The following is a 13,734-nucleotide window of genomic DNA, read 5'->3' on the forward strand; positions in this document are numbered from 1 at the left end:
TCATCAACGCGTGGCTTGCCGTGGGACTTGGGGAAGAAAGGCTCAAGGCGCGCCATCTGCGCGTCAGTTAGCCAGAAAAGATCAGACATGGTCACCGCTCGTTTTCGAGCCGTGAATCATACCGATAGCCGAAAATCAATGGGTCCTGACCCTAGGCTCTGAACCCATTGATTTCAGCCGTTCGACATAATTCACAGGTTGAAAATCGAGCGATGACATGAGCGACCTCTTCTGGTTGGATGACGAGCAGATGGCCCGTCTGGAGCCCTTCTTTTCCCAAAGCCCCGCGGCAAGCCGCGGGCTGGCGGCCGACGTGTCCTGAGCGGGATTATCTTTATCAATCACAATGGCTTGCGGCAGCGGAATGCGTCCAAAGTGTACGGCCCTCACAGTGAAAAGGGACCGTCGCCCCAGGGAGGCGGCGTAAGCCCGCTGAACGCTGCACAACCGCTGGAAGCGATGGAGCGGCAAGGGCGTTTTTGCGCGGGCCTGCCAGGCCTGGCGGCGGAACACGGTGAAGAGAAGACCGTCAAGGTCGATGCAACCTGCCTCAAGACCCGCCGGACAGCGACCCGCATGGGCGTCAAAATAGGGGCGCGGACGCCTGATAGGCCGAACCAAGGGCGGGATGAACACCAAGCTGCACACGGTCTGCGGCAGCCAGGGCCGACCGGTCAGCTTGTTGGTCACTTCCGGTCAGGTTAGCGATTATTTCGGCGCAAGGGCATTGGTGAACAGCCTGCCAGGTGCCGATTGGCTCCTGGGGATCACGGCCGTGGCGCTGATTGGTTCAGAGAAGCGTTGAAAGACAAAAGCATACGCGCCTGCATCCCCGGCCGGAAGCGACGCAAGATGCCCGTCAGATACGGCAAGCACCGATACAAACGGCGCAACCGTATCGAAATCATGTCCGGCAGGCCCAAGGATTGACGCCGGGCCGCAAGCCGGTACGACAGGTGTCCAAAGGTGTTCCTGTCCGCCATCGCTTCCGCCGCAACCGTCATGTGCTGGCTGTGAAGCAAGAACGAGGCCTGACTCTAGCTCATCCGGTCGCGCTGCAGCATCGGTGTCACGCCGAAAGCAGCACGGTAAACGCGGGAAAAGTGTCCGGGGCTGTCAAAGCCGCAGGCCAGCGCCACTTCGGTCACCGAGGCTTCGGTCTGCAACAGCAGATGACGCGCGCGTTCAAGGCGCATCTCCATGAAGTACTTCTTGGGAGAGGTATTGAGGAACTTGCCGAACAGCCGCTCCAGCTGGCGGGCGGATATGCCCAGCTCCTGCGCGATGACCGAGGGCGACACCGGATCATCCAGCCGGTCGTGCATGATCTGGATCGCCTTGGCGAGGTGCTTGTTGCGCATGCCGTTGCGCGATTGCAGCGACACCCGCTGCGCCGCGGTGGCGTGGCGCACTGCGTTGTAGACCATCTGATCCGCCACCGCGACCGAGAGGTCATAGCCGTGGTCGCGTTCGATCAGGTGCAGCATCAGGTCGGCGGTGGCGGTGCCGCCCGAGGCGGTCACGTATTTCTCGTCGGCGACAAACACGTTGCGCACCAGGTTCACTTCCGGGAACTCCTCCATGAAGCTGTCGTGGTAGTCCCAGTGGATCGCCGCCTGCATGCCGTCCAGGAAGCCCGCCTTTGCCAGGACATAGGCGCCCGAGCACAAGGCTCCTATGCGGATGCCGCGGCTGCGGGCGCGGCGCAGGGCGGCAATGAGGGCGCGGTTGTCCTGCTCCTTCATGCGGATGCCGGACAGCACGAACAGCCGGCCGCAGTCCGGCAGGCTGTCAAAACCGTGGTGCACCAGCGTGACCGACTGGTTCGAGGCGGTGGCGGTCTCGCCGTTCTGCGAGGCAAAGGACCAGCGGTACAAGGGCTTGCCGCTGATCAGATTGGCAATGCGCAAAGGGTCCACGGCGCAGGAAAACGCCATGTGGGTGAAATCCTCGACCAGGGCAAAGACGAAGTGCTGGCTCTCGGGCATTTCAGGCTCCTTGAGGCGGGCAGCGCTGCGCAGGGACCCCGCGCAGCGCCTCAGCTATTATTCCGCAGCGGCGCGGGCGGCGTCCAGCCAGGCGTCATAGTCCGCGCGGTTCTCCTCGATCCAGGCGTCGACATGGCGGCCGATGTCGCGGGAGCTGTCCTCGCCATCCGCCATCTTCTTGTTCTGGGCCGAGATGTCGTTGACGTCGATCTTTGCAACCTCGAACAGTTTCGCAGCGGCCGGGTTGGCCTCAAGGAAGGCGTCGGCGGCGAGTACGTACATGCTGTCCACCGCAAAGCCGAGGTTCTTGCCGTTGAACTCGGTGTTGGCCTCCGCCCCGTCCGGCAGCGAGGTGTAGGGGACGTTCAGCCATTCCACATCCTGGCCGGGAACAAGGGCGCCGGAAACCCAGTAGGGCGTCCAAGTGTAATAGATGACCGGTTCGCCATTGGCGTGCAGAGCAATCGTCTCCGCGATGATCGCGTTGTAAGCCCCCTGATTGTGAGTGACGGTATCACGCAAGCCGAACTCGGTCAGCTGATGCTCGATCACGCGCTCGCAGCCCCAGCCCGGGACGCAGCCCGCCAGGTCCGCCTTGCCATCGCCGTTGGCGTCGAACTTCGCCGCGACGTCCGGGTCCTGCAGGTCGCCGAGGCTGGTGACGCCCGCATCATAAGAGGCCTTGTCGACGAGATAGCCCTGCAGCATGCCGTCGACGAAGGGGCCAACCTTCTCCAGCACGTCTTCGCCGCCCGATTCCTCGAAGAAGGCGGAATGCAGCGTGTTCCAGTGGATCGGGTAGAAATCCGCATCCCCGGTGCCGACCGCCAGATGCGCGGTCTGGATTTCGGTCTCCAGCGGTTCGGCAACCGTGTAGCCAAGATCCTCCAGCGCGCGGAACAGGATGCGCGACTGGAAGTATTCCTCGGCGATCAGACCGATGACCGGGCGCACGGTGACGCCTTCGCCGGGGGTCTCGCTGGCTAGGGCGGCGCCTGCAAGCATTGTGCTTGCGGCCAGGGAAAAGGTGAAGGTGGTCCTGAACATGGAAAATCGCTCCTCTGTCTGTGCTCAGTTTTCTTTGGTTCTTGAGTTGTGTCTCAGGCCCGGCCCGCGAGGCGCAGCACGGCGCCCACCGGGCCGCCCTGCCACCAGTGCCGGTGGCCGCGGTCGCGCCCGGCCCGGCCCATGCCCTGGGTAATCCGGTCCAGCACGATGGCGAGGATCACGATGCCGAGGCCGCCAACGATGGCCTTGCCCGCATCGAGCCGGCCCATCGCCCGCAGCACCTCGTTCCCCAGCCCCTTGACCGAGATCATCGAAGCGATCACCACCATCGACAGCGACAGCATGATGGTCTGGTTGACGCCCGCGAGGATGGTCGGCGTCGCGAGCGGCAGCTCGACTTTGAAAAGCACCTGTGCGGGGCTCGCGCCGAACGCGCGCGCGGCCTCCACCACCGAGGCGTTAACGCCGCGGATGCCAAGCGAAGTGAGCCGGATCATCGGCGGCAGCGCAAAAATGATGGTCACGATGACGCCGGAGACATTGCCGATCCCGACCAGCATCACCACCGGCACCAGGTATACGAAGGCGGGGATGGTCTGCATCGTGTCGAGCACCGGCCGGATCGCCTTTTCCAGGCGGTCGTTCTTGCCCGCGAGCACGCCCAGCGGCAGGCCGATGATGAAACACAGGATCACGGCGGAGACCACGATTGCCAGCGTCGTCATCGCCAGCCCCCAGGCGTTGGGCGACAGGAAGCCCAGCACGGTCAGGCAGGCCCCGACCAGCACCGCGATGCGCGGCCCGGCTGCCTGCCAGGCGATCAGCACCAGGATCAGCAGCATCACCAGCGGCGGCACCGCATTCAGGGCGCCGTCGATGCCGGTGATCATCTCGTTGAAGAAGTTCTTCACCGGCTGGATAGCGCCGCGGTTGGAAATTGCCCATTGCTTCACTCCATCGGCGCTGCCGGCGATGCCGAGATCGACTGAGGAGAACGGGTCGAGTATCGAGAAGGTCTGTTCTTCGGCCATGGGATGCGTCCTTATTCCGCTGCCTGCTGCAGGGCGCTGGTCTCGCCCTTGATGCCGCGCAACAGCGCGTTCTTAGTGACCACACCCAGCGCCTTGCCGTCGGCCCTCACGACAATCGGGTGCTGGGTTGCGATCGAGAGGTTCAGCAGGTCGTCGAGGGAGTGGTCCGGGTGCGCCTCCGCCCATCCGGCCATGTCGGCCGGACCCTTGCGCTGCTCATAGGCGGCAACCGGCTCCATGATCCGGCCTGCCGAGATCAGGCCGAGCTTGGAAATCCCTGCAACGAAGTCGGCGACATAGTCGTCGGCCGGGTTGGTGACGATATCTTCGGGCGTGCCGACCTGCACCAGGGCGCCGTCTTTCATGATGGCGATGCGGTGGCCGATCCGGATCGCCTCATCCAGGTCGTGGGTGATGAAGAGCGTGGTTTTCTTCATCTCGGCCGAGAGCGCCATGAACTTGTCCTGCAACTGGCGGCGGATCAGCGGGTCGAGGGCCGAGAAGGGCTCGTCCATCAAGAGGATCGCGGGATCGGCGGCGATGGCGCGGGCGAGGCCGACGCGCTGCTGCATGCCGCCCGACAGCTCATCCGGGTATTTCTGCTCCCAGCCGTCGAGCTCCACCGCCTTGATGGCCCGCAGGGCGTTGTCGCGGCGCGCCTTGGCGCTGTGGCCGCGCACCTCCTGGCTGAAGGAGACGTTCTCCAGCACCGTGCGGTGCGGCATCAGCGCCATGTTCTGGAACACCATCCCGATCTTTTCGGCCCGAAGCTGACGCAGATCGCGGGCCGACAGCGCATTCACGTTCTGCCCTTCGATGAAAAGCTGCCCCGACGTGGGTTCGATCAGCCGGTTCACGTGGCGAATCAAAGTGGATTTTCCCGAGCCTGAAAGCCCCATGATGCAGAAGATCTCACCGCGCCCGACGCTGAAGCTCGCATCCTGCACGCCAACAACGCAATTGAAGCGGTCGCGCACTTCAATCTTGCCAAGCCCCTGTTCCTGAACAGCTTTCATCGCCTCATCCGCATGCTTTCCGAAGATCTTCCAAAGTCTCCGGCAGTCGATGACGGCGTCTTGCGGGTTTCCAGTCACATCAATCCTCCAACAAGTAGATTTGAGAATACTGCACGTTTTCTTATTGTATACCAGCTGTATTTTAGTCTAGTACGAGTCGTACAGCCAAGTTGCGCATGCCTTTGCGGCGGGTCATTCTGGCGCCCTGCACTGGTGATTGACGGAGGCGAAAGCTTTGAAAGACGCAGCCAAACTAAGAAAGACAGAGGCCTATGCGAGCCTGAAGCAGCGAATCCTGACCCTGGTCCTGGCACCGGACGAGGATCTGGATGAGCCCCGGCTCTGCGAGGAATTCAGCCTGTCGCGCACCCCGCTGCGCGAGGTCTGCCGCCAGATGGCGGGCGAAGGCTACCTGGTGCTGCGCGAAAACCGCCCGGCGCGGGTGTCGGGCATGTCCTACACCACCCTGCGCGACTTCTTCCTAGCCGCACCGATGATCTATGGCGCGGTGCTGCGCCTGGCCGCCGCCAATGCCCGTCCGGAGCAGATCGCCGCGCTGAAGGCCGCGCAGGAGGAGTTCCGCGCCGCACTGCGCACTGGCTCGGGCGCCGACCGGGCGCTGGCCAACAACCGTTTCCACGAGATCACGGGCGAGATGGCGGGCAACGTCTACCTGCTGCCTTCCTTCCAGCGGCTGCTGATCGACCATGCCCGCATCGGTATGACCTTCTACCGTCCGCAAAACGCCGAAATGGCAGAGAACCTGTCGGAGGCGAGCCAGCAGCACGACGCCATAATCGCCGCCATCGAGGCAGGCGACGAGACCGCGGCAGCGCAGCTGGCCGAGGACCACTGGAACCTGTCGCGCGGACAGATCGAACTTTTCGTCATGCCCTCGGCGCTGGATGTGCCGATGGGCACATTCACCCGCCAATCCCCAGTCTAGAGGACCCCGAATGACCCCAATCTTCCAATTCCGAGGGATCTACACCCCGGTCGTGACACCCTATGACGACGGCGGCCGGGTCATTTGGGACGCGCTGGCCGATGTCATCGAATACCTGGTCAGCCAGGGCGTGCATGGCATCATCAGCGGGGGGTCGACGGGCGAGAACTACGCCCAGAGCGTGGAAGAACGGCTGGAGCTGGCCCGCTTCACCCGCGAAAGGCTGAACGGGCGGCTGCCGCTGGTGGTGGGCACCGGCGCGATGATGACGCCGGATTCGATTGCGCTGGCCGCGGGCGCCCGGGAGCTTGGAGCCGATTCGATCCTTCTTGCGAGCCCCGCCTACTCGGTGCCGACCGACCGGGAGAACGCGTTGAACGCGCTGGCGATCGACAAGGCCGCCGATCTGCCGGTGATGCTCTACAACTACCCGCACCGCACCGGCACCATGATGGGCGAGGAGTTCCTGGACCGGGTCGGGCGCAGCCGCAACTTCTGCGGCATCAAGGAAAGCTCGGGCGACATCAACCGGGTGCATCTCCTGGCGCGCGACTACCCGCATATCCAGCTGGGCTGCGGCATGGACGATCAGGCGCTTGAGTTCTTCGCCTGGGGCGCGCCCTTCTGGGTCTGCGGCGGCTCGAACTTCCTGCCCGCCGAGCATGTGGCGCTCTACAATGCCTGCGTGACCGACGGAAACTTCGCCAAGGGCCGCCGGATCATGTCGGCGATGCTGCCGCTGATGCGGGTGCTCGAACAGGGCGGCAAGTTCATCCAGACCATCAAGCACGGTGTCACCATGAACGGGATCTCTGCCGGAGAAATGCGCCCGCCCCTCAAGGGGCTGAACAAGGACGACAAACGCGCGCTGGAACAGGTTGTGCGCGTCCTGAAAACCACCATTGCCGAAATTCAAGCTGAGGGCTGATCCATGTCTCTGCTGACCACCGAAGAATACAAGGCCCTCGCGGCCACTCTCGATCTGCCGGAAGGCGCCTTCATCGACGGCGGCTTCCGCCCGGCGGCCTCGGGCAAGACGTTTGAGACCGTGAACCCGGCCACCGGCGAGAAGCTTGCCGATATCGCCGCCTGCGGCGCCGCGGACGTGGACTTCGCCGTCGAAAAGGCCCGTGAGGCGTTTGACGACGGCCGCTGGTCCCGCTTGCACCCGTCCGCGCGAAAGGACGTGCTGATCCGGCTATGCAAGCTGATGACCCGTAACGCGCGCGAGCTGGCGCTGATGGAGAGCCTGGATTCGGGCAAGACTATCTATGACTGCGAAACCGTCGACGTGCCCGAGGCCATCCACTGCCTGAAGTGGCACGCCGAAGCGATCGACAAGATCTACGACCAGGTCGCGCCTGCCTCTGAAGACCATATCGCCCTCGTGGTGCGCGAGCCCATTGGCGTGGCGGGCCTGGTGCTGCCCTGGAACTTCCCGCTGCTGATGCTCGCGTGGAAGATCGGCCCGGCGCTGGCGGCCGGCTGTTCGGTGGTGGTGAAACCCGCGGCCGAGACCACGCTCACAACCTTGCGGGTGGCCGAGCTGGCCCATGAGGCAGGCCTGCCCCGCGGCGTGCTGAACGTGGTGCCCGGCAGCGGCGCCGGGGTCGGCGAGCCGATCGGCCGGCACTTGGACATCGACCTGGTCTCCTTCACCGGCTCCACCGCCACCGGCAAGCGCTTTCTCACCTATGCGGCGGAAAGCAACGCCAAGGAGGTGGTGCTGGAGATGGGCGGCAAGAACCCCGCCATCGTGATGGAAGATGCCGAAAACCTCGACCGCGCCGCCGCGCATATTGTGAATGGCGCCTTCTGGAACATGGGCGAGAACTGCTCCGCCGTCTCCCGCCTCATAGTCCACAAGGACGTGAAAGCAGAGCTCCTGGAGCGCATCGCCCATCATGCCAGATCCTGGAAAGTGGGTGATCCGCTGGACCCGCAGACCCGTGTCGGAGCGCTGGTCTCCAAGGCGCATTTCGACAAGGTTTGCGGATACCTCGCCAAGGCGGAGAAGGTGATCCTCGGCGGCAAGACCTACGACGGCGCCTTTGTCGAACCCACCGTGGTCAATGCCTCCGGAAATGACTCAGTGCTGGCGAAGGAAGAGATTTTCGGCCCGGTGCTGAGCGTCATCGAGGCCGCGAATTTCGACGAGGCGATCCGCATCGCCAATGATACCGAATATGGTCTCTGTGCATCGATCTTCACCACCAACGCCAAGCGCGCGATCCGCGGCGCTCGTGCTCTTCGCGCCGGGACGGTGACCGTCAACAGCTTTGGCGAAGGCGATATCTCCACACCCTTCGGTGGCTATAAGCAGTCGGGTTTTGGCGGCCGGGATAACTCCCTTCATGCCCATGACCAGTACACCCAGCTCAAGACCATCTGGATCGACCTCGCCGATGATGCGGATGAGGCCGTGTCTTGACACGCTACTGTGCCAAACGGCTGCCGGTTCAAATGGGGCCGGCGGCCTGGAACACGATCCTCGGGCCGCAATCGGCACCTGAGCCGCTGACCGAGGACACCGGCGCGGATTTCGTCGTGGTGGGCGCGGGTTTTGCCGGCTTGTCGGCGGCGCGGCGGCTAACGCAGCTGCAACCTGATGCGCGTACTGTGGTGCTGGAGGCCGGACGTGTGGCCGAAGGCTCTGCCGGGCGCAATTCCGGCTTCATGATCGATCTGCCGCATGACCTCGCGTCGGACGATTACGCAGGTTCGGGTGATGACCGGGTGATGATCGCCCTGAACCGGCAGGCCATCGGCTTTGCCGGGGCGGCGGTGGACGAATACCAGATCAACCCTAACTATTTCGACCGGGCGGGCAAGGTGAATGGCGCAGCCAGCGTCGCGGCTGCCCGCCATAACGAGAGCTACGCGGCCCATCTCGCCTCGCTGGGCGAGCGCAGCGAAATGCTGGATGCTCAGGCGATGCGGGAGCTCACCGGCTCACCGCATTACGTCGGCGGTCTTTATACGCCGGGGACGGTGATGTTGCAGCCGGCGGGCTATATCCGCGGGCTGGCGGCGGGGCTGAGGCGCGCGGGCGTGCGGATCTGCGAAGATTCGCCGGTCACTGGTTTCACCCGCGAGGGCAGCGACTGGGTAGTGAAAACGCGGAGCGCGCAGGTGACGGCGCCGCGCGTCATCCTGACCGTGAACGGTCACTTGGAAAGCTTCGGCATCGAGAAGGGCCGGCTGATGCAGCTGTTCCTCTACGCGGTGATGACGCCGGAACTCGACGCCGGGGCGCTGGCCAAGCTTGGCGGAGCATCCCGCTGGGGCGTTACCCCGTCCGACCCGATGGGCACCACCATGCGCCGCATCGATACGGGGCAGGGCGGCAATCGTATCGTCACCCGCACCTGCGCGACGCTTTTGCCCAATGCGCGCCCTTCGGCGCGGGAATTGCGCCGCGCGGCGCAGGTGATGCAGCGCAAGTTCGACCAGCGCTTCCCGCAACTGGCGGGTATGAAGATGGAGCACGCCTGGGCCGGGCACCTCTGCCTCAGCCTCAACGGGGTCAGCGTCACCCGTCAGGTGGAAGAGGGCGTGTTCTCCGGCTGTGTGCAGAACGGGCTGGGCACCGCGCGCGGAACGCTGACGGGCATTGCGGCAGCGGAGCTGGCGGCAGGAACAAGCAGCGAGATATCGCGGTATTTCAGCTCAGAGGCGCGCCCCAAACGTCTTCCGCCGCAACCCTTCCGCCAGATCGGCGCCAATGCGGTGCTGCGCTGGAAAGAATGGCGGGCTCGGGACGAATAACCCCGGTGCTGCCGGGTAAAGGGTAACGAGCGGCAGAGCGCCTGCCGTTCTTGTCGTTTTGGACCCAAGCAAAAGGCCCGCCCTCGGAGGCCAAGGGCGGGCAAGGTGGTCCGGGGGGATTCAGTAACTCTGGTTCAGCTCGTCCGCGGCAGGTATTTCCCGCTCACGCCGGGCGATATAGGCAAGGAGTTCCTCGTTTTTGGCTTCGTCGAGCTTTGGCTCCTGATATTCGGACAGGAGCTTCTTTGCGCGGGTCAGAGCCCGTCCGGTGATCTCGACGCTGCCCTCGGCCTGCCATTGTTCGATCGAGTTGTTGTCGAACAGCTCCGGCATGAAGAACGCCTCCTGGAAGTTCTCCAGCGTGTGCGGGTGACCGAGGTAGTGGCCGCCCGGGCCCACATCCGGCACCGCCGCAACCGCCTGGTCGAAATCGTCCCAGCGGGGGCCTTGCGCCATCCGGTAGCCCATGGCGCATTGCTCTGCATCGACGATGAATTTGGCAACCGAACAATGCATGCCGGCTTCATTCCAACCGGCCGAGTGCCAGATGTAGTTGGCGCCTGCGTGCAGCACGGCCGACAAGGTCGTTGCGCTCTCATAGCCGGCTTGCGCGTCAAAGGTCTTGGCCCCGCCAAGCGTGTTCGAAGTCCGCCACGGCACGCCATAGTGGCGCGCCATCTGGCCGATCATGAAGTTCATCAGCGAAATTTCTGGTGTGCCTGCCATCGGCGCGCCGGACTTCATGCTGACGGTCGACAGGTAATGGCCGTAGATCGCGGGTGCGCCCTTGCGGATCACCTGCGTGTAGGCGAGCGCCGAAAGCGCCTCGGCATTGAGTTGCGCGACAGCCGCAGGGACCGATGCAGGCGTGTTGGCCCCGCCGAGGACGAAGGGCGAGCACAGCACAGGCTGCTTGCGTTTGCAGAAGGCGCGCATCGCCCCGAGCATGGTTTCGTCCCACACCAGCGGCGAGTTGCCGTTGCAGTTGCCGGTGGTGACGGGATGCTCCTCAAGGAACTCCTCACCAAAGAGGATTGCGCACATCTCCATTACGTCCTCGGCATTCTTGGGGCTCGTGGTCATGCCCATGAACATCTTGTCCGAGTGTTTCATCGAGGAATAAGTGATGCGCAGGTGGCGCTGGCTGATCGGATGGTCGTAGGGCTCCACGATGTGATGCGCCGAGGAATGCAGCGCAGGCAGCATGTGGGAGAGCTTGTGGAACATCGCGAGGTCTTCGAGCGTGGGGTTGCGGCGCACGTCGTCGAGATCGCGCAGGAAGGGCGCGCCCGTCATTGGGACAAACACCGAGTGTTTGCCGCCAAGCCGGACGTTGTTGACGGGATTGCGCGCGTGATAGGTGAACTCTGACGGGATGGTCGCGATCAATTCGCGCACCAGGCCCCGGTCGGGATAGACCATCTCGCCCTCGACTTTCGCACCGGCGCGCTTCCAGTCCGACAGCGCTGTCTCGTCGCGAAACTGAACACCGACATTTTCAAGAATATCCATTGAAGTATTGTCGATGCGTTCAACCTGTGCGCCGTCCATGACCTCGCAGAGCGGCAGTGCGCGGGTCAGTCCCGGCAACATGGTGAAATCGCTCGCGGTGCGAAGTGTTCGGCGGGCGGATCGACCTCCGGAGCGGCTGCGGGAACGGATGAGAGTCTCGGTCATGGCGGGGTCTCCTTTTGACGTCAGTCTGCTGAGACACCCGTGGGCGCGCCTGCAAAATACCGAAATCTGCTTGCAGGAAGCGACCTGTATCAGCTGCAGCTCGGCTTTCAGAGTTGCAGTTAAGATCATCGTGAATACTTCAGCTCAGAAGTCAGCGTTCTGGGTGCCGGCCGCAGGTCATACCCGCAGCACCCAATGGGTCCATCCCACATTGATGAACGACCGCTTTCGGGAAGGCGGCTTCTCGGCCTTGCGTCTGCAGCGCAGCCTTGGGCTCAGGACCCATCGATTTCCGCTAATCTGCACAATTCACTGTTCGAATAACGAGCGGTGATATGTCAGATCTTTTCTGGTTGAGCGACGCGCGGATGGCGCGTCTTGAACCTTTCGTCGGGAAGTCAGCACCCGACGCTGTTTTCTACTCCTCCTCAAATCCCGAAGTCCCATGGCATATCACGCGTGGATGACCGCGTGTGTTGAGCGGGATCATCTTTATCAATCGCAATGGCTTACGGTGGCGCGGCGCACCCAAGGAAGACGGTCTGCACAATGAAGAGAAGACCGTGAAGGTCGACGCGACCTATCTCAAGGCGCATCGCACGGCATCGAGCCTCGCGGTAATGGAAGGGGACGTGAACGCCTGATCCCTTGCCCGGCAGGGCATTGCGCAGCGATGTCCCGAGAGGGTGCGCACCAAAGGTGGCATAAACACCAGGCTGCACGCCGTCTGCGACGGTCAAGGCCGCCCGCTGGCCTGTTTGTCACTGCTGGGCAGGTGAGTGATTACACCGGGGCACGGGCGTTGTTGAGCAGCTTGCCCAAAGCCGGGTGGCTGCTCGGGGATCGCGGCCATGATGCCGGTCAGTTTAGAGAAGCGTTGAAAGCCAAAGGGATACGCGCATGTATCCCGGGGCGAAAGCAACGGAAGACACCCGTCCAATACGACAAGCGCCGATACAAACGGCGCAACCGGATCGAGATCATGTGCGGCGGCCTCAAGGACTGGCGTCGCGTCGCAACCCGATACGGCGGATGCGCGAAGGTCTTCCTATCCGGCATGGCTCTCGCCATTCCCGTGTTGAACCTGAATGGAGGACTACGGGATCAAACTGTTTGGCGGACTGAATGTGTCGCTGGCCAAGACTGGGATCTGCGTGGTCATTGAGCACGGAAAGATCATCCGGGAGGCCCAGGCCGCCAGTGAGCCGGAACCCTCGGTCGTATGGCTCCAAGCACTGGAAAGAACCATTGCCCCTGCCAGTCTTGAGGCCGGCCCTCTGCCGCAATCGCTGCATCGTGGACTGACGTCGGTGGGACTGGATGCCGTGCGGATGGAAACCCGGCAGGTCAAGGGTGCCCTGAAATCAATGCCGATCAAGACTGACCTCCGGGACGCCGAGGGGATTGCCCGGATGCTTCATCTCGGGTGGTTCCGCCCAGTCCATTGCAAGTCGGTCCCGGCGCAGGAAATCAGGGCCATGCTCCCAGCGCGTGAGACCATTCAGCAGAACATGATCGCGCTGGAGCTGTCCCTGCGCGGTTTGCTTCGGAACTTCGGCTCAAGGCCGACGCAATCTCCCGCGGGGAATTCGAAGCGCGCATCCGGGAACCGGTGAGCGGAAACATGATGCTTGAGACAGCGGCGCACCCGATGTTTCGCGCGAGAATTGCGCTGCGTCTGGGGTTGGCAGCACTCAAACGACGCGTCCGGCAGATGGCATCTGAGGACCCTTTCTGCATGCGGCTGATGGCTATGTCCGGTGCCGGGACCGTCGTTGCGCTGACGTACCGATCCGCAGCCGATGATCCGCCGCGCTTCCGCTCATCCAAGAATGTTGGCCCTTGGGCCGGCCTCACACCTTTCAGGAGCCAGTCCGGTAACCGCGTTGTCCCGGGCGGCATCACCCGGGCCGACAGCGTAAATCTGCGCCGAACTCTGTGCCATACGGCCGCAGTGATGATAAACCGCGGCCGATCTGCCTGGCTCGGGACACGGGGCACACAGATCGCCAGGCGCCGGGGCCGCAAGCGGGCCATGGCAGCCCTCGCGCGCCGCATTGCCGTGATCCTGCACCATATTTGGGCCGGCGGAGCGGCCTTCCGGTGGGAGGCCGCAGCGAACCCATGGCCCCGCCGGAAAGTACGCCTGATCGCCGGCACTTGAGGTCCCCAAGGGACGTGGTTCCGAGGATGCCCCAAGTCATCCACGCTGCAATACCAGAAGGTAAAATCTCCAGCTTCCGGCTGCCAGGAGCCGGCGCAGTGCGGGCTGCTCCGAGGCGGGGGGCCTCGACAGCCGC

Annotated in this window: 9 protein-coding genes and 4 pseudogenes; 7 read left to right on the forward strand and 6 right to left on the reverse strand. The window is 63.5% G+C overall.

Going from position 1 to position 13,734, the window contains the following annotated elements; translation table 11 throughout:
* Positions 1 to 89 (reverse strand): annotated as a pseudogene (locus ACOHX0_RS07670) (IS5/IS1182 family transposase); the annotation flags it as partial.
* A gap of 128 nt (positions 90 to 217) precedes the next feature.
* Here ACOHX0_RS07670 and ACOHX0_RS07675 point away from each other — a divergent pair.
* Positions 218 to 1,017 (forward strand): annotated as a pseudogene (locus ACOHX0_RS07675) (IS5 family transposase).
* A gap of 20 nt (positions 1,018 to 1,037) precedes the next feature.
* Here ACOHX0_RS07675 and ACOHX0_RS07680 read toward each other — a convergent pair.
* The 4 genes from ACOHX0_RS07680 to ACOHX0_RS07695 are packed head-to-tail and all read right to left on the reverse strand — an operon-like array spanning position 1,038 to position 5,043.
* Positions 1,038 to 1,988, reverse strand: a complete 951-nt coding sequence (locus ACOHX0_RS07680; RefSeq protein ID WP_420676101.1) for a GlxA family transcriptional regulator — start codon at positions 1,986 to 1,988, stop codon at positions 1,038 to 1,040.
* Between the two features lie 57 nt (positions 1,989 to 2,045).
* Positions 2,046 to 3,035, reverse strand: coding sequence for a glycine betaine/L-proline ABC transporter substrate-binding protein ProX (proX, locus tag ACOHX0_RS07685; protein ID WP_420676102.1), 990 nt, complete (start codon positions 3,033 to 3,035; stop codon positions 2,046 to 2,048).
* A 53-nt stretch (positions 3,036 to 3,088) separates the two neighbouring features.
* The gene (locus ACOHX0_RS07690) at positions 3,089 to 4,027 is read right to left on the reverse strand and encodes an ABC transporter permease (protein WP_420676103.1); all 939 of its coding nucleotides are present in this window, start codon (positions 4,025 to 4,027) and stop codon (positions 3,089 to 3,091) included.
* 11 nt (positions 4,028 to 4,038) lie between these two features.
* Positions 4,039 to 5,043 (reverse strand): quaternary amine ABC transporter ATP-binding protein, encoded by a 1,005-nt coding sequence (locus ACOHX0_RS07695; protein WP_420676104.1) that lies wholly within the window; start codon positions 5,041 to 5,043, stop codon positions 4,039 to 4,041.
* 235 nt (positions 5,044 to 5,278) lie between these two features.
* Between ACOHX0_RS07695 and ACOHX0_RS07700 the strand changes: the two genes are divergently transcribed.
* The 4 genes from ACOHX0_RS07700 to ACOHX0_RS07715 are packed head-to-tail and all read left to right on the forward strand — an operon-like array spanning position 5,279 to position 9,757.
* Entirely contained in the window at positions 5,279 to 5,989 is a 711-nt protein-coding gene (locus tag ACOHX0_RS07700; RefSeq protein ID WP_420676105.1) for a GntR family transcriptional regulator, read from the forward strand.
* Between the two features lie 10 nt (positions 5,990 to 5,999).
* Positions 6,000 to 6,917, forward strand: coding sequence for a dihydrodipicolinate synthase family protein (locus tag ACOHX0_RS07705; RefSeq protein WP_420676106.1), 918 nt, complete (start codon positions 6,000 to 6,002; stop codon positions 6,915 to 6,917).
* 3 nt (positions 6,918 to 6,920) lie between these two features.
* Complete coding sequence (locus ACOHX0_RS07710; protein WP_420676107.1) at positions 6,921 to 8,420, forward strand: aldehyde dehydrogenase; 1,500 nt, start codon at positions 6,921 to 6,923, stop codon at positions 8,418 to 8,420.
* Positions 8,417 to 9,757: an NAD(P)/FAD-dependent oxidoreductase gene (locus tag ACOHX0_RS07715; protein ID WP_420676108.1), complete on the forward strand. Its 1,341-nt coding sequence runs from the start codon at positions 8,417 to 8,419 to the stop codon at positions 9,755 to 9,757. Before ACOHX0_RS07710 ends, ACOHX0_RS07715 begins: the two co-directional genes overlap by 4 nt.
* Before the next feature lie 120 nt (positions 9,758 to 9,877).
* On the opposite strand, the gene ACOHX0_RS07720 is transcribed toward ACOHX0_RS07715, so the two are convergent.
* Complete coding sequence (locus ACOHX0_RS07720) at positions 9,878 to 11,434, reverse strand: trimethylamine methyltransferase family protein (RefSeq protein ID WP_420676109.1); 1,557 nt, start codon at positions 11,432 to 11,434, stop codon at positions 9,878 to 9,880.
* A gap of 335 nt (positions 11,435 to 11,769) precedes the next feature.
* On the opposite strand from ACOHX0_RS07720, the pseudogene ACOHX0_RS07725 reads away from it, so the two are divergent.
* Both ACOHX0_RS07725 and ACOHX0_RS21895 read left to right on the forward strand, forming a co-directional pair.
* A pseudogene (locus tag ACOHX0_RS07725) lies at positions 11,770 to 12,515 on the forward strand (IS5 family transposase); the annotation flags it as partial.
* A gap of 22 nt (positions 12,516 to 12,537) precedes the next feature.
* Positions 12,538 to 13,598: pseudogene (locus ACOHX0_RS21895) on the forward strand (IS110 family RNA-guided transposase).
* The last annotated feature ends 136 nt before the right edge of the window (positions 13,599 to 13,734 follow it).

This window comes from Cribrihabitans pelagius, assembly GCF_048820915.1.
Classification (GTDB): domain Bacteria; phylum Pseudomonadota; class Alphaproteobacteria; order Rhodobacterales; family Rhodobacteraceae; genus Cribrihabitans_A; species Cribrihabitans_A pelagius.

Excerpts from the sequence above, each read along its gene's own strand:
- ACOHX0_RS07680 (WP_420676101.1), bottom strand. The coding sequence starts at position 1,988 with ATGCCCGAGAGCCAGCACTTCGTCTTTGCCCTGGTCGAGGATTTCACC.
- proX (WP_420676102.1), bottom strand. The coding sequence starts at position 3,035 with ATGTTCAGGACCACCTTCACCTTTTCCCTGGCCGCAAGCACAATGCTT.
- ACOHX0_RS07690 (WP_420676103.1), bottom strand. The coding sequence starts at position 4,027 with ATGGCCGAAGAACAGACCTTCTCGATACTCGACCCGTTCTCCTCAGTC.
- ACOHX0_RS07695 (WP_420676104.1), bottom strand. The coding sequence starts at position 5,043 with ATGAAAGCTGTTCAGGAACAGGGGCTTGGCAAGATTGAAGTGCGCGAC.
- ACOHX0_RS07705 (WP_420676106.1), top strand. The coding sequence starts at position 6,000 with ATGACCCCAATCTTCCAATTCCGAGGGATCTACACCCCGGTCGTGACA.
- ACOHX0_RS07710 (WP_420676107.1), top strand. The coding sequence starts at position 6,921 with ATGTCTCTGCTGACCACCGAAGAATACAAGGCCCTCGCGGCCACTCTC.
- ACOHX0_RS07720 (WP_420676109.1), bottom strand. The coding sequence starts at position 11,434 with ATGACCGAGACTCTCATCCGTTCCCGCAGCCGCTCCGGAGGTCGATCC.